This window comes from Kitasatospora sp. NBC_01300, from assembly GCF_041435235.1.
In the GTDB taxonomy this organism is placed as follows: domain Bacteria; phylum Actinomycetota; class Actinomycetes; order Streptomycetales; family Streptomycetaceae; genus Kitasatospora.
Window position 1 is genome coordinate 2,563,506 of the sequence record NZ_CP108408.1, and the last position, 18,995, is coordinate 2,582,500.

The 18,995-nt window shown below is 73.6% G+C and carries 14 protein-coding genes and 2 rRNA genes (1 of these 16 only partly in view); 3 read left to right on the forward strand and 13 right to left on the reverse strand.

Going from position 1 to position 18,995, the window contains the following annotated elements; translation table 11 throughout:
• Positions 1 to 131: 131 nt before the first annotated feature.
• Positions 132 to 2,234, reverse strand: coding sequence for an ATP-binding protein (locus OG556_RS11385; RefSeq protein ID WP_371516984.1), 2,103 nt, complete (start codon positions 2,232 to 2,234; stop codon positions 132 to 134).
• Positions 2,235 to 2,474: 240 nt separating this feature from the next.
• Between OG556_RS11385 and gabT the strand changes: the two genes are divergently transcribed.
• Positions 2,475 to 3,815 (forward strand): 4-aminobutyrate--2-oxoglutarate transaminase, encoded by a 1,341-nt coding sequence (gene gabT, locus OG556_RS11390; RefSeq protein ID WP_371516985.1) that lies wholly within the window; start codon positions 2,475 to 2,477, stop codon positions 3,813 to 3,815.
• A 490-nt stretch (positions 3,816 to 4,305) separates the two neighbouring features.
• The gene (locus OG556_RS11395) at positions 4,306 to 4,974 is read left to right on the forward strand and encodes a phosphatase PAP2 family protein (protein ID WP_371516986.1); all 669 of its coding nucleotides are present in this window, start codon (positions 4,306 to 4,308) and stop codon (positions 4,972 to 4,974) included.
• Here OG556_RS11395 and OG556_RS11400 read toward each other — a convergent pair.
• On the reverse strand, positions 4,947 to 5,279 hold the full coding sequence (locus tag OG556_RS11400; protein WP_371516987.1) for a DUF2218 domain-containing protein: 333 nt from the start codon (positions 5,277 to 5,279) through the stop codon (positions 4,947 to 4,949). The two genes, OG556_RS11395 and OG556_RS11400, sit on opposite strands and share 28 nt — an antisense overlap.
• A gap of 167 nt (positions 5,280 to 5,446) precedes the next feature.
• On the opposite strand from OG556_RS11400, the gene OG556_RS11405 reads away from it, so the two are divergent.
• Entirely contained in the window at positions 5,447 to 6,079 is a 633-nt protein-coding gene (locus OG556_RS11405) for a MarR family winged helix-turn-helix transcriptional regulator (protein WP_371516988.1), read from the forward strand.
• Positions 6,080 to 6,158: 79 nt separating this feature from the next.
• Here the strand turns inward: OG556_RS11405 and OG556_RS11410 are convergent, their stop codons facing one another.
• From OG556_RS11410 to OG556_RS11460, 11 genes are all read right to left on the reverse strand, one after another.
• A complete protein-coding gene (locus tag OG556_RS11410; RefSeq protein ID WP_363586539.1) occupies positions 6,159 to 6,887 on the reverse strand; it encodes a ZIP family metal transporter in 729 nt (242 codons plus the stop codon).
• Between the two features lie 328 nt (positions 6,888 to 7,215).
• On the reverse strand, positions 7,216 to 8,967 hold the full coding sequence (locus OG556_RS11415) for a restriction endonuclease (RefSeq protein WP_371516989.1): 1,752 nt from the start codon (positions 8,965 to 8,967) through the stop codon (positions 7,216 to 7,218).
• A 114-nt stretch (positions 8,968 to 9,081) separates the two neighbouring features.
• Entirely contained in the window at positions 9,082 to 10,989 is a 1,908-nt protein-coding gene (locus OG556_RS11420) for a hypothetical protein (protein WP_371516990.1), read from the reverse strand.
• 263 nt (positions 10,990 to 11,252) lie between these two features.
• Positions 11,253 to 11,567 (reverse strand): cupin domain-containing protein, encoded by a 315-nt coding sequence (locus tag OG556_RS11425; RefSeq protein WP_363624975.1) that lies wholly within the window; start codon positions 11,565 to 11,567, stop codon positions 11,253 to 11,255.
• Positions 11,568 to 11,691: 124 nt separating this feature from the next.
• On the reverse strand, positions 11,692 to 12,348 hold the full coding sequence (locus OG556_RS11430; RefSeq protein ID WP_371516991.1) for a YigZ family protein: 657 nt from the start codon (positions 12,346 to 12,348) through the stop codon (positions 11,692 to 11,694).
• 111 nt (positions 12,349 to 12,459) lie between these two features.
• Positions 12,460 to 13,749, reverse strand: coding sequence for an aldolase/citrate lyase family protein (locus OG556_RS11435; protein ID WP_371516992.1), 1,290 nt, complete (start codon positions 13,747 to 13,749; stop codon positions 12,460 to 12,462).
• A 138-nt stretch (positions 13,750 to 13,887) separates the two neighbouring features.
• The gene (locus OG556_RS11440) at positions 13,888 to 15,447 is read right to left on the reverse strand and encodes a DUF2637 domain-containing protein (protein ID WP_371516993.1); all 1,560 of its coding nucleotides are present in this window, start codon (positions 15,445 to 15,447) and stop codon (positions 13,888 to 13,890) included.
• Between the two features lie 201 nt (positions 15,448 to 15,648).
• Positions 15,649 to 16,314 carry a LuxR C-terminal-related transcriptional regulator gene (locus OG556_RS11445; protein WP_371516994.1) on the reverse strand — a complete coding sequence of 222 codons (666 nt, stop codon included), beginning with the start codon at positions 16,312 to 16,314 and terminating at the stop codon, positions 15,649 to 15,651.
• Complete coding sequence (locus tag OG556_RS11450) at positions 16,266 to 17,675, reverse strand: sensor histidine kinase (RefSeq protein ID WP_371516995.1); 1,410 nt, start codon at positions 17,673 to 17,675, stop codon at positions 16,266 to 16,268. Before OG556_RS11450 ends, OG556_RS11445 begins: the two co-directional genes overlap by 49 nt.
• Positions 17,676 to 17,877: 202 nt before the next feature.
• Positions 17,878 to 17,994, reverse strand: a 5S ribosomal RNA gene (rrf, locus tag OG556_RS11455).
• Between the two features lie 87 nt (positions 17,995 to 18,081).
• Positions 18,082 to 18,995, reverse strand: a 23S ribosomal RNA gene (locus OG556_RS11460); it runs 2,207 nt beyond the window's last position.

Here is an 18,995-nt window from a genome sequence, read left to right on the forward strand (position 1 = left end):
GACCGCGCCGTTGCGGCCGGGCGAGGAGAGGGCAATGGGACAAGTGAGGGTCTCTCCCCCTCATTATGGACGCTCCGGACAACCGGCACTGCCGAATCCACCGTGAAGGCGAGCTTCCGCCCCGCGCCCCGTCAGCCCCGAAGATCCACCAGCAACGGCGGCACCTGCTCCCCCGACACCGCGGTCAACGACACCACCGCGTGCCCCGCCGGCAGCGCGTGCGCCAGATCCGACGGCGACCAGCGCAAGCGCTCCACGTCCCGCGTCGTCACCGACTCCGTCTGCGCCGCCGTCCCCGACAGCGCCCGCCGCCCCAACCGCCCGGCCCGCCGCACCACACCGCCCGAGGTGTCGGGCGTGTGGGTCACCGCGGTCTCCTGCACCAGGTGCGTCCCCCAGGCCTCCGAGAACAGCCGGCCGTCCCACGGCGCGATCCCCGGGAACGCCATCCGGCAGCCGACCGCGCCGAACAACGGCGCCCGCAGCGCCTCCGGCAGGTCCACCAGCGTGCGCAGCAGCAGCACCACGCCCGCGTTCGCCCCCCTCATCCGCTGCACCCCGCGCACGGCGGTCGCGTCCAGCGCCGCCGAGGCGTCGTCCACCACCAGGCCCGCGAACAACGAACGGTCCGTACGGGCCCCCACCGCCTGCACGAACTGACCCACCACCAACCGGGACAGCATCCGCGCGGCCTCCGGATGGCTGCGCTCCGGCAGCTTCACCCGCACCCGCAACGGATGGTCCAGCACCCGCATCGCGAACGGGGGCCGCCCGGTGCCGTCCGTCGCGAAGGCGCCCTCGAAGGCCGGCCGGTCCAGCAGCGCCAGCCGGTCCGCCAGCAGCGCCCCGGGATCGTCCGCCCGGCCGCGCTGACGCTCCCGGTGCTCCAGGTCCCGCTCGAACACGGCCAGCCGGCCCGCCACCCCGAGCGCCTTCACCAGGGCCGCCAGCACGTCCGGCTCACCGGCCAGCAGCGCCCGCAGCTCCCGCACCCCCGGATAGCGCGCGTACGCGGCGTGGAACGGGCCCACCACCTGCTGCAGCGCCGTCCGGGCGTTCTCCGCGCGCGCCGTCAACTCGTCCGGCAGCAGCGCCTCGGCCAGCCGGGCCGCCGCCTCGTCCGGATCCTGCGCCGCACCGTAGAGGTCCAGTCCGTACACCGACGCCGGATCACCGGGCGCGATCACCACGTCGTACCAGGCGTCCGGGCCCAGATCCGCGTCCGCCGCCCCCACCACCACCACGCACGCGGTACCGGCCAGCGCCTGCAGACACAGCGCCTCCGCCACCGGCCGCGCCAGCCGCGCCGTCTTCCCCGTCCCCGCCGGACCCACCGCCAGCAGCGACGTGCCCAGCAGCGCCGGATCCAGCGCGAACCCGGCCGCCCGATGACTCAGCGGGTTCTTCGGCACGTCCTGGGCGGTCCCGAGGCAGACCTGGCCCAGCAGCAGATCGTGCCGCTCACCCCGGTCCGCCAGCTCCCGCGACTCCGAAGGGTGCGCGAAGGCCGCCCCACCGCGCGCCACCACCTGCTCGACGAAGGCCGGCACGAACGCCGGATCCGCCTGCGCCGACTCCCACGCCCGCTGGATCCGCACGTAGTCGACGTCCCCGACCGCCTCCCGCTCCAGCCGCCCCGCCGCCTCGGCCGCCCCGCCCTGCCGCAGCCCGGCCCACGGGTCCAGCCGCCCCACCACCTGGGCCACCGCCACGCCCTCCTCCGCCTGCGCGGGCTGCTCCTGCGTCACCGCCCGCGACAGCAACGGCGACACGTACCGCCGCCACACCTCGGGCCAACGGCCCATCCGGCCGAAGAGCTTGACGACGACACCGATCACGAGCGCATTGGCCACCAGCAGCGTGAACATGGCCTCGGACTCGGACGGCGACGCGAGCGGGCCGATGCCGGCCTGTCCGCCGAACCACACGAGCACGTACATCAGGAGCTGCGTGCCGTAGAGATAGGCGAACCACCCCACCACCGCGTTGAGTCCCGCCCGCAGGAGCAGCGGCCAGGCCGCGACCTGGGCCGCCTCCGCCCGTTCCGGGTCGATCGGGCGGTAGCCCAGCCGGTAGACGCCGGGTTCGGCTTCCGGGCGCGGGGCCGCGGCCCAGGTGGGGAGGTCGAAGGCGGGGGCCCCGTCGGTGCGGGTGCCGGGCCGTTGGTGCGGCATGGGGGCCGGGGGTCTGGTGGTGGTCCGATCGGTGTGGTGGTGTGCCCCGTCGTGCGCCATGTACGGCCCCGCTCCCTCGCCCGCCCGGCCCGATCGCCGTCGGTGCCGCCATACCCATGCCGCCGTACCGGCGACACGCCCGCGCTCAATGTAGTGGAGCGGGGCATGCTGGTAGTCGCACCACCCGCGCTGGCCGTGCCGGACAAGTCGGACGGCTCAGTGCTACCGAGTGGCGCATGCCCGGCCGGGGAGGGCGGCCGTAGCCTGCGAAGCACCGAGCCGAGAAGTCTGGAGAACCCCATGAGCGCCGCAACGCCGCTCCCGCAGGAGCGCCGCCTGGTCACCGCGATCCCCGGTCCGAAGTCGCAGGAGCTGCAGGCCCGCAAGCTGGGTGCGGTGGCGGCCGGTGTCGGCACCACCCTGCCGGTGTACGTGTCCCGTGCCAGCGGCGGCGTGCTGGAGGACGTGGACGGCAACTCGCTGATCGACTTCGGCTCCGGCATCGCCGTGACGAACGTCGGCAACAGCGCCGAGGCCGTGGTGGCGAAGGCGAGCGAGCAGCTCGCCGCCTTCACCCACACCTGTTTCATGGTGACCCCGTACGAGGGTTACGTGGCGGTCGCCGAGCAGCTGAACGAGCTGACCCCGGGTGACCACGACAAGCGCACCGCGCTGTTCAACTCGGGTGCCGAGGCGGTCGAGAACGCGGTGAAGGTGGCCCGCGCCTACACCAAGCGCACCGCCGTCGTGGTGTTCGACCACGGCTACCACGGCCGTACGAACCTGACCATGGGCCTGACGGCGAAGAACATGCCGTACAAGCAGGGCTTCGGCCCGTTCGCCCCGGAGATCTACCGGGTGCCGGTGGCGTACCCGTACCGCTGGCTGACGGGTGCGGAGAACTGCGCCGCCGAGGCCGCCGCGCAGGCGATCGAGATCATCAACAAGCAGATCGGCGCCGAGAACGTCGCCGCGATCATCATCGAGCCGATCCAGGGCGAGGGCGGCTTCATCGAGCCGGCCAAGGGCTTCCTGCCGGCGATCGTGGAGTACGCGAAGGCGAACGGCATCGTGTTCGTCGCGGACGAGATCCAGACCGGTTTCTGCCGTACCGGCCAGTGGTTCGCCTGTGACGACGAGGGCATCGTCCCGGACCTGATCACCACCGCGAAGGGCATCGCCGGCGGCCTGCCGCTGGCCGCGGTGACCGGTCGCGCCGAGATCATGGACGCCGCGCACGCGGGCGGCCTGGGCGGCACCTACGGCGGCAACCCGGTGGCCTGTGCGGCCGCGCTGGGCGCCATCGAGACGATGAAGGAGCAGGACCTCAACGGCAAGGCGCAGCGGATCGGCGAGATCATGCTGGGCCGCCTGCGGGCGATGCAGGAGAAGTTCGACATCATCGGCGAGGTCCGCGGCCGCGGCGCGATGATCGCCGTCGAGCTGGTGAAGCCGGGCGGCAAGGAGCCGAACGCGGAGGCCACCGCGGCCATCGCGAAGGCGTGCCACGCCGAGGGCCTGGTGGTGCTGACCGCCGGCACCTACGGCAACGTGCTGCGCTTCCTGCCGCCGCTGGTCATCGAGGAGCACCTCCTGGCCGAGGGCCTGGACATCCTGGAGGGCGCTTTCGCCGCCGTCTGAGCGGTGTCGCCCGTCAGGTCGTGAACCCCCTCCGGAGGGTTGTCCGGACAGCGCTGAACGGCCCGTGGGGACCTCTGGTCCTCGCGGGCCGTTCGGTTGTCACCGGCCGGTCGGACGGGCCCGCGGCCCGGTCTGACCAGGTCGTCGGGGCTCCCGGAGGGCCGCCCGGGGCGGGGTGAAGATGATGTGGGGAATCGCTGAAGGCGCTCGGCGCGGAAGGGCTGTTGACGTAGTGTCATCGCAGATGGACAGCGAGCCGCAGCCATGGGCGGAGTCGCCTGAGGGGTCGCCCCCGACGGCGGGTCCGCACGCGTGCCGCGAGGACGACCAGGCCGCCCCGGGAGGGGTGGCGCCCACCGAAGACCGATCGACCGACCGTCCGACCCACACCCCCCGGGGCGCACGGAACGGCGATCACCAGAGCCGCCCCGGAGCTCTCCCCCCTGCTCCGGGGCGGCTGTTCGGCGTTCCGGGCCGGGTGGCCCGCTCGGTGGCCGTGCCGCTGACGGCGGCGGTCGTCCTGCTGCTGGTGTCGTGGCAGGTGGCGGCGGACGGCCCGCTGCTCGGGTGGGACCGCGCGGTCCGCGGAGCCGTCCGGACCGCCCACCGGGACCACCCCAGCGCGCTGCTGGACCAACTGGGCCAGATCCTGTCCGACCTGGGCGACAGCGTGCCCGCGATCCCGGTGCTGCTGGCGGCCGGCGTGCTGGCCGCGTGGCGGTGGCACCGGACGGGGGCGGCGGGGCGCTGGTGGCTGCCGCTGCCGGTGGCGGCGCTGACCGCCGGGCTGATCCCGCTGCTGGTGGTACCGGCCAAGGCGGCGTTCGCCCGGCCGGGCCCGCTCGGTGATCCGCTGACGCCCGAACAGTGGGGCTGGTACCCGTCCGGGCACACCGCCACCGCGTCGCTCTCGTACGGGGTGGCGGCGCTGCTGCTGGTGCGGGTGGCGGGACCGTGGGCGGCGCGCCTGCTGACGGCGGGCGCGGTGCTGCTGGCGGTGGGCGTCGGCGCGGGGCTGGTGTGGAGCGACTTCCACTGGCTGCTGGACGTGGTGGCCAGCTGGTGCCTGGCCGCCCTGGTGCTGTGGGGGCTGGCCCGGTGGCTGCCCCGGCCGGGCGGCGGGGGCGGCGGTCAGGCCTCGGGGTCGTCGTTGCGGTGAACGAGGCCGGTCTCGCCGTTGTCGCGGTGCCATTCGATGACGAGTTCGTCGCGGGCGCCGAAGCGGACGAGGTGGCGGCCGACGACGTCCTCCAGGCCGGGCAGGTTCTCCCGCTCGCCCTCGACGGTGAGCAGCAGCGCGTCGCTCTGGGCTTCCAGGGTGGCGGTGCCGGCGCCGAAGACCAGGGTGCCGCGGCCGGTCTCCTCGGAGAAGGTGGCCTCGATCTTGCGGCCCATGTGGGCGGCGAGCTGCTTGGCGTAGCGGGTGGGGCGGTCGGTGGTGACGCGGGCTTCGGAGCGGGGCACGGGCCCTCCAGGATCCGGGGAGGGAACTTAGGGTCCCCTCAGTTGGGGCTACGCTAACCCAGATACTGAGCCAAGCTCAACATTTTTCTCCGGGCGCCGTCCGCCGTCGGCCACCGGCCCCGGACCGGCCGATACCCTGGGGCGGACGCCTGCCGAGGAGACCGCCGATGACCACCACGCCGACCGACCCGGCGGACCCCTCCCCCGGCCCGCCCGGCGCCCCTGCGGAGGCGGCCGCCCCGGACACCGCAGGCTCGGGCACCACGGCCTCGGACTCCACGGCGGCAGACTCCACGGCCTCGGACGCCACCGCCTCGGACACCGCCGCCGAGCTGGCCGACACGATGACCAGGGCGATCAAGCGGATCCGCCGGCAGACCGGGTGGCAGCTGGAGCCGTACGGCATCACCCCCGGCCAGGCCCGGGCGCTGAACACCCTGGCCCACGCGCCCGGTTGCGAGCTGCCGGACCACGCGATGCGGCTGAGCGACCTCGCCGAGCGGCTGCACATCGCGCCGCGCTCGGCGACCACCGTGGTCGACGCGCTGGAGGAGGCCGGCCTGGTCGAGCGCAGGCCCGACCCGGCCGACCGACGGGCGGTCCGGATCCTGCTGACCGAGGCGGGCCGCGCAGCGGTCGAACGGATCGGGCAGGTCCGGCACGAGGTGGCCCAGGCGTACTTCGGCGAGGTCAGTCCCGACGAGCAGGAAGTGCTGCTGCGCGTGCTGCGCGCCGCCGAGGCCCGCTTCCTCGCGGCCGGTCCACCACCGCGGACGGCGCCCCCGGGCGCGGCGCGGTGATGCGGGAGCGGCCGGCGGCGCCGGGCGGTCCGCCGCGTCAGGCCCCGTCCCGTGCTGCCCTGGCCCTGCCGAGCCAGGCCTAGTTGGCGAGGCCGATCACCAGCCACATGAACCCCACCCCGGCGACGGTGCAGAGCAGGGTGCTGCGGGAGGGGTGCGGGCTGTGTGCCTCCGGGAGGATGTCGGAGGTGGCCAGGTAGAGCAGGAACCCGGAGAAGAAGCCGAGGTAGAGGCCGAGCAGGTGCTCGGGGATGGTGAAGGCCAGGGTGATCGCGGCGCCGGACACCGGGGCCAGCGCGTCCGCCGCGAGCAGCGCCAGTGCCCGCCGCCGGTTGTTCCCGTAGAGCCGGGTGATCGTGTACGTGTTGAAGCCGTCGGCGAAGTCGTGGGCGACGACGGCGATGGCGACGACCGTTCCGACCGTGGTGCCGGCCTGGAAGGCGGCGCCGATCGCGAAGCCGTCCATCACGCTGTGCCCGACCAGGGCCAGCGCGGCGGTCAGGCCGACGCCTTGGCGCCCGGCGTGGTGGGCGTGCGCGTGCTGGTGGCCGTGGGTGTGCTCGGCGTACTCGCTCTCGTGGCCGCGGTGGATGGCGACCGCGCGTTCGACCACGTGGATGGTGAGGAAGCCGACCGCGAACATCAGCAGCGCCTGCGGCACGCCGTGCACCTCGTCCGGTGCCTGGCGCATGGCCTCGGGCAGCAGGTCGAAGGCGACCACGCCGAGCATGAGGCCGGCGGCGAAGCCGAGCACGAGGTGGCGGCGGTCGCCGGTGCGCTGGGCGACGAAGCCGCCGATCAGGGTCATCAGGAACGCCCCGGCGGCGACCAGGACGGCGGTCACCGGTCCGCCTCCGGGTGGGTCGATCCGCCGTGCGGGCGCCGGCGGGTGCCGCCGTGTGGTCTGCCGGGCGCTCTGCCCATTCCTCTCCCCCTGGGGTCCGCCCGTGGCCGGGCCGACCGCCGACCGTATCGGACGACCGTTCGGCGGTGATCGCCCGGGGTGCCGCTGCTCCGCCGGTGCCCGTTCCCCAGCCTCGGGTCGGGTGCGGGGGCTCGCCCGCCGGGCGGTCCGTCGGGGTGAGCTGCGAAGACGGGGAAGGGGACGAGGGTGGGGGCGGGGACCGGAGGTGGGGTCAGCGGCCGGCGGCGAGGGGCAGGCCGAGGTGGGTGCGGGCGAGTTCGCTCACGCCGTCGCCGTCGACCAGGTGGATGTGCCGGTGGCTCTCCTCGCCGGTGAGGTCGAGGGCCTCGTCGGCGAAGCGGCCGGTGGTCAGCCGCAGGCCGCGCTCGGCGGACTCCTCCTGAACGGCCTCGGCCAGGGTGGCGATCTCCTCCGCGCTGACCGGCTCGGCGCCCCGGGAGGCCCAGACCACCCAGCGGCCGGGCAGCGCGCTGCCCGGGGCCCCCTCACCGGTGGCGACCAGCCCGGCCGGACCGCGCAGCCGCACGCTCCACTCGGCGAGCCCGCCGCGGGTGAGCAGGTCGCGCACCAGCTGGGCGAACTCGTTCGCGGACAGATCGGGTGCGGCCGGTACGGCGGCACCCGCCTGCGCGGCGGGCTGCACGCCCACGCGGCCGTACGGGTCCGGGGTGACGGCGGCGCCGAGCTGGCGCAGCCGGACGAGCGCCTCGTCCTGCTCGGCGTCGGCGTAGACGCCTTCGTCGTCGCGCTCCTCGTACGGGGTGGCGGGCGGCAGCAGCCGGGTGCGGGCCAGTGCGTCGCGGTCGGCGTCCACGCTGACCAGGCAGAGCGGCTCGGCGGTGCCGGGCTCGCGCAGCCAGCCGTTGAGCACGACGCCCGCGAGTATCTCGTCGGTGTCGACGGCGTCGGCGGCCTGGAGGGCGCGCAGGGCGAGCCGGGCGACCAGGCGCAGATAGTCGGTGGCCCGGTCCGCCGGCGGGCGCGGGACCGGGACGATGTCGCCGTCCGGGGCGAGCCGGTAGCCGGTGAGCGAGGGCACCAGGTCGAGCGGCGGCAGGTCGAGGTCCAGCACGGCGGTGCGGGTGAGCGGGCGGAAGACCGCCCGGCAGGGGGCGGGCAGGTCCTGGGTGGCGGTCTCGGCGGCGGCGAGCGCCCGCTCCAGCAGAGACTCCACGGCGGCCGGCTCGGACAGCCGGTAGGCCCGCCGGCACTCCTCCAGGCTCTCGTTGTACTCGCGCACGGCGCGGGCCCGGGCCTCCTCGGCCGCCTCGTGGACGCGCCGGGACTCGTCGGCGGCTGGGTTGTCGGCCTCGGCCCGGCGGGTGCGCCACTCGCGCAGGGAACGCTGGTGGGCCAGCCGGGCCTGGGCGAGTTCGCGCTGGTAGCCGGAGTCGAGCAGGCGGCGGGCCGGGGCGCCGTCGGGGTCGGCGGTGGCCGGCCCGGCGGGCGCGAAGTCCGCCCAGCGGGGCTCGGCCTCACTGCCGGTCTCCGGCCCGTCGGCCGGGTAGGGGCGGGGCTCGTAGTGGCGCAGCTGGCTCTCGAAGTCCATGGCCGAGACGGGCAGTGCGGCCCGCCGGAGCAGGTCGGCCAGCCGGTCGTGCTCGGCCTGGACGGTGAGCGTGCGGTGGTGGGTCAGGGCGGCGGCCCTGCCGTGGGCGGCGATGGACTCCTCGGGCTCGACCGGGCCGTCGCCGGACGCCGCACCACCAGACGCACCGTCATCGGACACGCCGCCACCGGACGCACCGTCATCGGACACGCCGCCACCGGACGCGCCGTCATCGGGCATGACGCCGCCGGGTGTACCGGGGGTGGCCGGGCCGGGGCCGGCGGCGTCCGGGTCCAGTCCCTGGCCCTGCCCCTGGTCGGTGTTGAGCTCTCTGAAGACCGAGGCGAGGAAGCCCGGCCGGGGGAACTGGACGGTGGCGGTGCCGTCGGGCTGGCCGTCTGCTGAGTGCTGCATCGGTCGTCGTTCCCCCATGCTCGTCCGGCGCCTGCCCGGGGCGGCCGGCGACCCTGCGGCCCGCCCCTGCCGGACATTGTCCACCGAACGGGCGGCAGTGGTCAGCCCAGCCTCTCAGTTGGTCCGGGTGTTGGTCAGGTGCAGGCCGATGTAGCCGACATAGATCCGGCCACTGCCCGAGCAATCGTCGAGGTAGTGCAGCCGGGGCGCGGTACGGCCGCCGCCGATCCGCAGGTGTGCGCCCATGAAGGCGCGCCGGGAGGCGTCCACGCTCTCCGGGACGGGCAGCATCCGTTCGCGCTTCCACTTGGTGTGGCTGAACACCGTCCGGGACTCCCCGCGCACCGCCTTGCGGGGCGGGAAGTGGTGGCAGCCCTCCGGGGTGTGCTCGCACCACTGTTTGAAGTCGCCGCCGGCCGTGCCGCGGACCGCCGCCTCGGCGTACTCCTGAAGGGCGGTCAGCCCGTCCCAGGCGAGCCGGGCCCAGCCCGCGCCGGAGCACCGGAGCCCGTCCAGGGCGAGCGCGTTCTTCTGGTCACCGGTGAAGGTCAGCAGCGGGAACTCGTCGATCCTGGACATGAGTTCGGTGAAGGTCTCCGGCTTCGCGGGCCGGGCGGACGGCTTGGCGGCGAAGTGCCCGGCGGCGCCCTGGAGGATGCAGTGGCGCCCGGTGAGGGCACGGGAGCCGGCCCGCACGTGGCCGTCCCGGCTGTCCCGACCGTCGTGGCGCTCGCGGAGCTCCGGACGGTCGCGGCCCTCATGACCCTCGCGGCCGTCCTGCTTGTCCCGGCTGTCCCGACCCACGCGGTTGTCCCGGCGCTCGTGGCGCAGGGTGCGCCGGACCCGCTCCAGCTCGTCGGCCCTGGCCTGCTGCTCGGCGCGGTCCTGCTGCTCCTCCCGGACGAGCGCGGCCAGCTCGGCACGGACGGCGACCGCGTCCCCGGCCGGGCTGACGGCCCCGCGGCGCGGCGCCGGGGCGACCCGCAGCACCGGGACGGCCGCCAGTGGGGGCGGCAGCGGCAGGTCGGCGGCGAGCCGGCGCGGCTCGCGGGCGAGCAGCCCGGCCGCACGGCGGATGTCCTGCTCTATTCGCCCCCGGGCGAGCACCGGGTGCCGGGCGCCGTCGCACCGGGAGGCGGGGTCGACCTCGGGCAGGTAGGTGCGCACCGCTCCGCCGTAGACGCTGTGGTACTCCAGCGCGACGTTGAACCCCGTCCGGGCGCCCGGGTCCAGGACGTAGGCGGTGGCCAGGCCGGGCAGCTGGTGGCAGAGCGGGCGGACGACGTCCTCGACCCAGCGGTCGAGCGGGAGGTTCACCGGGACGCTGGCGACCACGACGGGCAGCCTGCGCTCCGGGTCGCAGAGCTCGTCGATCAGGCCGTCGACCTCGCCGGCGGTGATCACCCGGGGAGCCGGGTGGACGGCGGCCGGGCCGTCGGTGGCGTCGAGCAGCGGCAGGAGGGTGCGGGCGAGTTCGGGCACCGGCACCCGGCAGGGGGTCCGCACGCCGTTGCCGGTGCTGTGCGTCTCGGCCTCCAGCCGGACCCAGGTGGGGCCGTCGGCCCCGGTGGCCACGGTCAGAGTGAGCTGCTGGGTGCCGTGCGGGGTCGGGGTGCGCAGGCGTCGGCGGTCGTAGCGGCCGGCGGCCGGGCCGCCGCGCAGCGGGCCCCGGTCGCGGTCGAGCAGGACGCGGTCGCCCAGGCGCAGTCGCTCGGCGACGGGGGCCGGTCGGGACTGCGCCGGTCCGGACGCCGTCAGTCCAGGGGGCGTCAGTTCGGGCGGTTCCGGTCGGCTTGGAGCCTTCCCCGTCGAGGCCGGTCCGGCCGGGGGCGGCCCGGTGAGGGCGCGGGGAGCCGGCGGGGGCTCCTCGCAGCCTTCCTGTTTCAGCCAGGCGGCGAGCTGCTCGTCGGCCAGGGCGACGGCCTCGCGGTGCGGGAGGGTGGTGGTGACGGTCATCCGGTAGGGCGTCGCGGGGCCGGTCAGGTCGGCGCCGGCGGGCGACGAAAAGCGGTCTGAGGTCATGCGCATACCTCCGTGGTGCGGGGTGGGGTCTGGTGTCCTCCATCGATGGGTTATTCGTCCGGTTCGGCCGGATCCTTGCCCAGGAAACGCCATGGCCCGGAGCGGAAGTTCCAACTCCGGGCCACGTCAATACGTTCGGGTGAATCTGCTCAAGCCGCGCACCGCGTGGCGCGGCTCCCGGTCCGACCCGCCCTCAGCGCCGGGCGGCGGGCGACAGAGCCGGAGCGGCCTGCTCATACATCGTTGGGTCAGGCCTCGGCGGGTCAGGCCTCGGCGGGCCGGGCGCCGCTGCGACTCCACTCGGGCTCCGCGACCGGCACCGCCAACGCGCAACCGGCCGGGTCGGCGTAGCTCGCGATCAGCACCACGGGCTCGTCCCCGAGGTTGCGCCCCACGTGGACGTGGACCGGTCCGGCCTCCTCGACCAGCGAGTCCCCGGCCCGGCTGACCTCGACCCGGCCGTCGTGCAGGGTCCGGGTCAGCGTCCCGGACAGCACCACCACGTCCACCCGGCCCGGGTGGTAGTGCCAGCCGGTGCTGGCCCCCGGCGGCAGGGTGACGGTCTGGACGACGGGCATCTCGGGGCGGCTTCCTGCTCGACGACCGGACCAGGCTAGGCACGCCCCGCAAGGCTCCGAAACGGATCGGCCGCGATCTGGCCGAATAGGTGGCCGAAAGCGCCGCCGCCCGTCTGCTCCGGCATCAGACCGGCACCTCGACGTACGTCCGGCCGGCCGGGACCGCGACGGCGGTACCACCGGTCGCCTCGGCCAGCCAGGCGTGGAAGGCCGGCACCTCCGGCTGCGGTACGCCCACCTCGATCCGCACCCCGGCCGGTTCGTAGGCCAGGTCGCTGACCGTGTACCCGGCCGCCCGCAGGTCGTTCTCCACCCGCCCCGCGCGCACGTGGTCGGCCGTCACCGCGAGCAGCGACACCGGCCGCCGCTCCAGCAGACCGACCTCGTCCACCGCCTCGGACACCGCGTTCCCGTACGCCCGCACCAGGCCGCCCGCGCCGAGCTTGATGCCGCCGAAGTACCTGGTCACCACGGCGGCGGTGTCGGTCAGGCCGCGTCGGCGCAGGACCTCCAGCATCGGCACCCCGGCGGTGCCGCCGGGCTCGCCGTCGTCGCTGGAGCGCTCGCGGCGCTGGTCGTCGCCGACCACGAAGGCGGTGCAGTTGTGCCGCGCGTCCCAGTACTGCTTGCGGATGCCGGCGATGAAGGCCTGCGCCTCCTCCTCGTCGGCGACCCGGGCGAGGTGGCAGATGAACCGGGACTTCTTGATCTCGGTCTCGTGGCTGCCGGCCCGCCGGATGGTGAGGTACGGCCTGGCGGTCGGTTCCGGCGTGGCGGACATGACGCGGTGGTTCTCCCGGAAACGGCGACGGCTGGCGGCGCGCACCCCGGGCGTCCCGGGGCGGCACCGCCAGCCTAGGCCCTGGGCGGGCTTCGTCGGCCGGGCGCGGGGTCAGCGCCCGGCCAGGGCGTCCAGCCGGGCGCGGTCCAGGCCGGTCAGCGCGGTGACCTCGGCCGGGTCGACGGCGCCGCAGTCCAGGCCGCGCAGCAGGTAGCCGCTGAGCGCCCGGGCGGTGGCCGGCTCGTCCATCACGTCGCCACCCGCCTTGGCGACGTACGCGGCCAGCCGGGCGGCGGCGGCCGCCAGGCCCTCGCGGTAGAAGGAGTACACCGCGACGTAGCGGGTCGGCAGGTGCGCCGGGTGCATGTCCCAGCCCTGGTAGTAGGCGCGGGCAAGCGAGCGGCGGACCAGGTCGTGGTGGAGCTTCCAGGCGGCGTGCACCTGTTCGGTGGAGCCGGTCGGGATGACGTTGGTCGAGCCGTCGGAGAGCCGGACGCCGGTGCCGGCCGCGGCCACCTGCATGACCGCCTTCGCGTGGTCGGCGACCGGGTGGTCCATGCTCTGGTGGGCCGCGCTGACGCCGCAGGAGGCGCTGTAGTCGAAGGTGCCGTAGTGCAGCCCGGTGGCGCGCCCCTCGGCCACCTCGATCATCCGGGCCACGGTGGCCCGGCCGTCCGGGCCGAGGATGGCCTGGGTGGTCTCGATCTGGATCTCGAAGCCGATCCGGCCGGCGGGCAGCCCGGCGCGGCGCTCGAAGTCCTCCAGCAGCCGGACCAGCGCGGTGACCTGCTCGGCGTAGGTCACCTTGGGCAGGGTGAGGACCAGGCCGTCCGGCAGGCCTCCGCCGGCCAGCAGGGTGGCCAGGAACAGTTCCAGGGTGCGGATGCCGCGGTCGCGGACGGCCGCCTCCATGCACTTGATCCGGATGCCGAGGTACGGCGGTGCGGTGCCCTCGGCCACGGCGGCGGCGACCAGTTCGGCGGCGCGGACGGCGGCGGCGTCCTCCTCGGCGTCCGGGCGGGGTCCGTAGCCGTCCTCGAAGTCGATCCGCAGGTCCTCGACCGGCTCGCGCTCCAGCTTGGCGCGGACCCGGGCGTGCACGTCGGCGAGCAGTTCGTCGTCGGCCACGCCGAGGGCGCGGGCCAGCTCGGCGGGGGTGCCGGCGTGGGTGTCGAAGGCCTCCAGGGCCTGGCGGCCCCACTCCCTCACGGTGTCGGCGGCGAAGGCGTCGGCCGGGACGTAGACGGTGTGCACCGGCTGCCTGGTCCCGGTGTCGCCGGGGTAGCGGCGCGCCAGGTCGGCGTCGACCGGGGCGAGCAGCGCCTCCACGGCGGCGCGGGCGGCGGCGGAGAAGGAGGCCCCGCCCGTCGGTCCGTTACCGTCGACCTCGACCTGCGACATCCGCACTCCTCCATGCCGGACCAACAACTTCAACAGTTTGTTGAGGCGAAGGTAGCTCCGGCCGGAACGGGCGTCAATGGCCGACCGAGCGGTGGACGCAGGAGCGTTCGACGGAGCGTCCGGCCGAGGCGGCCCGGGTCAGTCCCTCCCGGCGGCGGCGTAGCGGTCGCGCAGCTGCGGGTAGAGCTCGGCGACGTCCTTGGGGTGGACCGAGCCGTCCGGGCGGTTGCCGGTGACGCCGTACTCCTTGGTCAGCCACTCGGCGAGGCGCTGCGGGTCGGGCTGGTGCTCGTGGTTGTCCATGTAGCTGACCAGGGCGTCGTAGGCCAGGTCCGGATCCAGCCGGGACGGGGCCGAGCGCGGCGCGGACTCCTCGTCGTGGACGGGGGGCTGCTCGGCCGCGACGAACTGCTCGCCGTGGACGGGCTGCTCGGCCTGGGCGGGCTGCCCGGGGTGACGGGGCTGCGGCTCGGCGGCTAGCCCCGCCGCCTGGGCGGCCTGGGCCTGGGGCTGCGGCGGGAGGACCGACTCCTCGGCGACCGGGCGCGGGGGCTTGAACCACGGCGAGGCCTGACCGGGCACCCGCCCGCCGGGGGCGGCGTCGGACGGGTGGCCCGTGGTGCGCACCGGGCGCTCGGTCCACACGTTCAGTTCCTCGCGCTGCGGCTGCGGGGCCTCCTGCGCCACGCCGTCCGGCTCCTGCGCGGCGCGCAGCCGGACGGCCGCCAGCTTCGCCAGCATCGGCGCGGCCACCTCGGCGGACATCGGCGCGACGGCGGCCGGAGCCGGGGCCGCGGCCGGTTCGGGCTGGGGTTGGGGTTGGGGTTGGGGTTGGGTCTGAGCCTGGACCTGGGCCTGGACCTGCTGTATCTGCTGCGGCTGCTGGGCCGGCTCCGGGCGGGCCGAAGCGGGGGCGGCGGCCTCGGCCGGGGCGATGGCCGTGGCGGCGCGGCCGTCCTGCCGCTGGAGCTCCAGTGCCTCCTTCTCCGCCAGAGCCTCCCGGGCCTCGCGCTCGCGCGCCTCCTCGTCCAGACGGTCGAACAGCGTCGGGTCCAGCGGCACCCCGTACTTGGCCAGCTTGAGCGGCAGCAGGGCCTGGATCGGCGCCGAGCGGCGCCAGCCACGGCCGTACCGGAAGCGCAGCTGCGCCCGGTAGACCAGGCGGTTCTGCTCCAGCCGGACGACCTCGTCGTAGGAGCGCAGCTCCCAGAGCTTCATCCGGCGCCAGAGCTTGAAGGTCGGCACCGGGGAGAGTAGCCAGCGCATCACCCGGACCGAGTCCATGTGCCGGTCGGCCGTGATCGCCGCGATCCGGCCGACCGCGTGCCGGGAGGCCTCGACCACGACCACGAAGAGCACCGGGATGACGGCGTGCATCCCCATGCCGAGCGGATCGCCCCAGGAGGCGGCCGCGTTGAAGGCGATGGTGGCGACGGTCAGCACCCAGGCGGTCTGCCGCAGCATCGGGAAGGGGATCCGCAGCCAGGTCAGTACCAGGTCGAGCGAGAGGAGCACGACGATGCCGGCGTCGACGCCGATCGGAAAGGCGTAGGAGAAGGCCCCGAAGCCCTTCTCCTCGGCCAGTTCGCGCACCGCGTTGTACGAGCCCGCGAAGCCGATGCCCGAGATGATGCAGGCGCCGGCCGCGACCAGGCCGAGCAGGCCCCGATGGGCCTTGGTGAGCGTTGGGCGTGCCATTACGTCTATCAACCCCTGGATGTCGGCTGCTGCCGTACGCTGCCTCGGCTGCCGGTTCCCGCTTGTCGGGGCGCCGGACGGCTGAGCGACCTCCGGGCTCGGCCCACCGGAGTTTACTCGTACACCTGTTTCAGCGTTTCCGCAGCCTGGCGTGTCACCGTCCGGGGCCGACGACCCGCCCGTCGTGGACCGGGCGGATCGTCAGCCCTTCGGCCCGGCCGTTCCGTTGAGGTAGGTCAGCACCGCGAGCACCCGGCGGTTGGCGTCCTCGGCGGGGGCCAGTTCGAGCTTGGTGAAGATGTTGGCGATGTGCTTGGCCACCGCGCCGTCGCTGACCGCCAGGCGGGCGGCGATCGCCGAGTTGGAGCAGCCCTCGGCCATCAGCTCCAGCACCTCGCGCTCGCGCGGGGACAGCCGCAGCAACGGGCCGGGCCGACGCGAGGTGGTCTGCATCAGCTTCGCGATCACGTCGGGGTCCATCGCCGTTCCGCCGGCCGCCACCCGGCGGACCGCGTCGATGAACTGGTCGGCGTTGAACACCCGGTCCTTCAGCAGGTATCCGATCCCGCCGGTGCCGTCGGCCAACAGCTCCCGCGCGTACAGCTGCTGGACGTGCTGCGACAGCACCAGCACCGGCAGGCCCTGGATCTCCTTGCGGGCCTTCAGCGCCGCCTGCAGCCCCTCGTCGGTGAGCGTCGGGGGCAACCGGACGTCGACCACGGCCACGTCCGGCCGGTGGGTCAGCAACGCCTCCAGCAGTTCGGGGCCCGTCTCCACAGCCGCGGCGATGGTGAAACCGTGCGCTTCCAGCAGCCGGATCAGGCCTTCGCGAAGGAGGTAGAGGTCCTCGGCGAGGACAACTCGCACGGCAGCTCCAAGGTGATGGTGGTCGGACCGCCCGACGTGCTGTCGATGGCGAGGACACCGTCGAAGGTACCCAATCGCCGCTCGATCCCGCGCAGGCCGGTGCCCCGGGAGGGATCCGCCACGCCCACCCCGTCGTCCGTCACCGTGATCCGCAGGAGCCCGGCCCGGTACAGGATGTCCACCCACACCTGCTCCGCCCCGGAGTGCTTGGCCGCATTGGCCAGCAGCTCGCAGATGCTGAAGTAGGCCGCCGCCTCCACCGGCGCCGGCGGACGGTCCGGCAGGCTCACGCAGACCTCGGTCGGCAGGGCGCTGTCCAGCGCCAAGGCGCGCACGGCGTCGCCCAGTCCACGTTCGGCGAGCACCGGCGGGTGAATGCCGCGGACCAGGTCCCGCAGTTCCTGCAGCGCCCGGGCCGAGGACTGCCGCGCCTCGGAGAGCAACTCCCGGGCGGCCGCCTGGTCGGTGTCCATCAGGTGCTCGATCGTGCCCAGCGTCATTCCTATCGCGACCAGTCGCGCCTGCGCACCGTCGTGCAGGTCCCGCTCGATCCGTCGCAGCTCCGCCGCCTGGTCGCCGACCGCGTCCGCCCTGGTCTCGGTCAGCTCGGCCACCCGCCTGGTCAGCTGGGCGTGCGTCGCCCGGCCGTCCTGGTCCAGTACCCGGCGGGCCACCTCGGCGTACCCGCGCACCGCGTACGGCGCCACGAGCACCCCGACCGCCACCATTCCGAGCCCGAGCGCGGCGCTCAGCAGGACCGACACCAGGCGTGCGGGCACCGGCCCGAACCCGTCCACGGGCAGCGGCGTCAGGATGCAGGCCATGCCCAGCACCATCAGGACGGCCAGCGGGCCCGCCAGCACCACCACGAGGGCGGGGTTGACGGCCAGCCAGGCCATCTCCGACCGGGTGGTCCGGTCCCGGGCACTCCAGTGCAGCAGTTGCGCGTACTTCGCGACCGTCCGGGAGCGGTGGTACGAGTAGCCCGTCCACCAGTGCCCGCGCTCGTCCAGCTCCAACGCGGGCCGGGGCTGGTACACGGCCGGCAGGCGGATGCCGTACCAACGCTCCAGCTGCTGGCGCGTCCGGCTCGCTGTCCGACGCACGAACAGGGCCGCCACCAGGGCGCCGGCGACGGCCGCCAGCCCGAGGCCGAACAGGACCACCGGGTAGTAGGAATCCTGGAAGACCGAGGCCGTGACCCCACCTGCCGCCACCGCCGCCCCCACCGGCAGCACCAGCCCCGGCACCGCGCCCGCCACGAGGAGAGCCAGCCGCGCCAGCCCCTGGCCGCCCGACGCGAAGGCCGCCTCGGTCTGCGCGCGCACCGTCGCGCCGCTCGTTCGACTCGCTGTTGCCACGGAAGCTCCTGATGCCGGTCTCGATCGTCCTCCACAAGTGTTCACGAACGACCCGTTCCAGGCACTGGCCATGCCACCCCAATTGCGAGGTGGTCCTAGCACCACCTGCGGGTGGACATGGCCCGAGCGGATTCTTGAGATTGTCCGGAAATGCAGAGAACCCCCATCCGGTTTCCCGGATGGGGGTTCTCTGTGAATGATTGTTCGGCGGCGTCCTACTCTCCCACAGGGTCCCCCCTGCAGTACCATCGGCGCTGTAAGGCTTAGCTTCCGGGTTCGGAATGTAACCGGGCGTTTCCCTCACGCTATGACCACCGAAACACTATGAAACTGTCAACCGCACCAACCCCGTGACCAAACGGGTTGGGGTCGTTGTTTCAGAACAACACAGTGGACGCGAGCAACTGAGGACAAGCCCTCGGCCTATTAGTACCGGTCAACTCCACCCCTCACAGGGCTTCCATATCCGGCCTATCAACCCAGTCGTCTACTGGGAGCCTTACCCTCTCAAGGAGGTGGGAGTGCTCATCTCGAAGCAGGCTTCCCGCTTAGATGCTTTCAGCGGTTATCCCTCCCGAACGTAGCCAACCAGCCATGCCCTTGGCAGGACAACTGGCACACCAGAGGTTCGTCCGTCCCGGTCCTCTCGTACTAGGGACAGCCCTTCTCAACACTCCTACGCGCACAGCGGATAGGGACCGAACTGTCTCACGACGTTCTAAACCCAGCTCGCGTACCGCTTTAATGGGCGAACAGCCCAACCCTTGGGACCTACTCCAGCCCCAGGATGCGACGAGCCGACATCGAGGTGCCAAACCATCCCGTCGATATGGACTCTTGGGGAAGATCAGCCTGTTATCCCCGGGGTACCTTTTATCCGTTGAGCGACGGCGCTTCCACAAGCCACCGCCGGATCACTAGTCCCTACTTTCGTACCTGCTCGACCCGTCAGTCTCACAGTCAAGCTCCCTTGTGCACTTACACTCAACACCTGATTGCCAACCAGGCTGAGGGAACCTTTGGGCGCCTCCGTTACTCTTTAGGAGGCAACCGCCCCAGTTAAACTACCCACCAGACACTGTCCCTGATCCGGATCACGGACCCAGGTTAGACATCCAGCACGACCAGAGTGGTATTTCAACGACGACTCCACAACAACTGGCGTTGCTGCTTCAAAGTCTCCCACCTATCCTACACAAGCCGAACCGAACACCAATATCAAGCTATAGTAAAGGTCCCGGGGTCTTTCCGTCCTGCTGCGCGAAACGAGCATCTTTACTCGTAATGCAATTTCACCGGGCCTATGGTTGAGACAGTCGA

Bases quoted from the DNA above. Each gene is read 5' to 3' on its own strand.
- OG556_RS11385 (WP_371516984.1), bottom strand. From the start codon at position 2,234: ATGGCGCACGACGGGGCACACCACCACACCGATCGGACCACCACCAGA.
- gabT (WP_371516985.1), top strand. From the start codon at position 2,475: ATGAGCGCCGCAACGCCGCTCCCGCAGGAGCGCCGCCTGGTCACCGCG.
- OG556_RS11405 (WP_371516988.1), top strand. From the start codon at position 5,447: ATGACCACCACGCCGACCGACCCGGCGGACCCCTCCCCCGGCCCGCCC.
- OG556_RS11410 (WP_363586539.1), bottom strand. From the start codon at position 6,887: ATGACCCTGATCGGCGGCTTCGTCGCCCAGCGCACCGGCGACCGCCGC.
- OG556_RS11415 (WP_371516989.1), bottom strand. From the start codon at position 8,967: ATGCAGCACTCAGCAGACGGCCAGCCCGACGGCACCGCCACCGTCCAG.
- OG556_RS11420 (WP_371516990.1), bottom strand. From the start codon at position 10,989: ATGACCTCAGACCGCTTTTCGTCGCCCGCCGGCGCCGACCTGACCGGC.
- OG556_RS11425 (WP_363624975.1), bottom strand. From the start codon at position 11,567: ATGCCCGTCGTCCAGACCGTCACCCTGCCGCCGGGGGCCAGCACCGGC.
- OG556_RS11430 (WP_371516991.1), bottom strand. From the start codon at position 12,348: ATGTCCGCCACGCCGGAACCGACCGCCAGGCCGTACCTCACCATCCGG.
- OG556_RS11435 (WP_371516992.1), bottom strand. From the start codon at position 13,749: ATGTCGCAGGTCGAGGTCGACGGTAACGGACCGACGGGCGGGGCCTCC.
- OG556_RS11440 (WP_371516993.1), bottom strand. From the start codon at position 15,447: ATGGCACGCCCAACGCTCACCAAGGCCCATCGGGGCCTGCTCGGCCTG.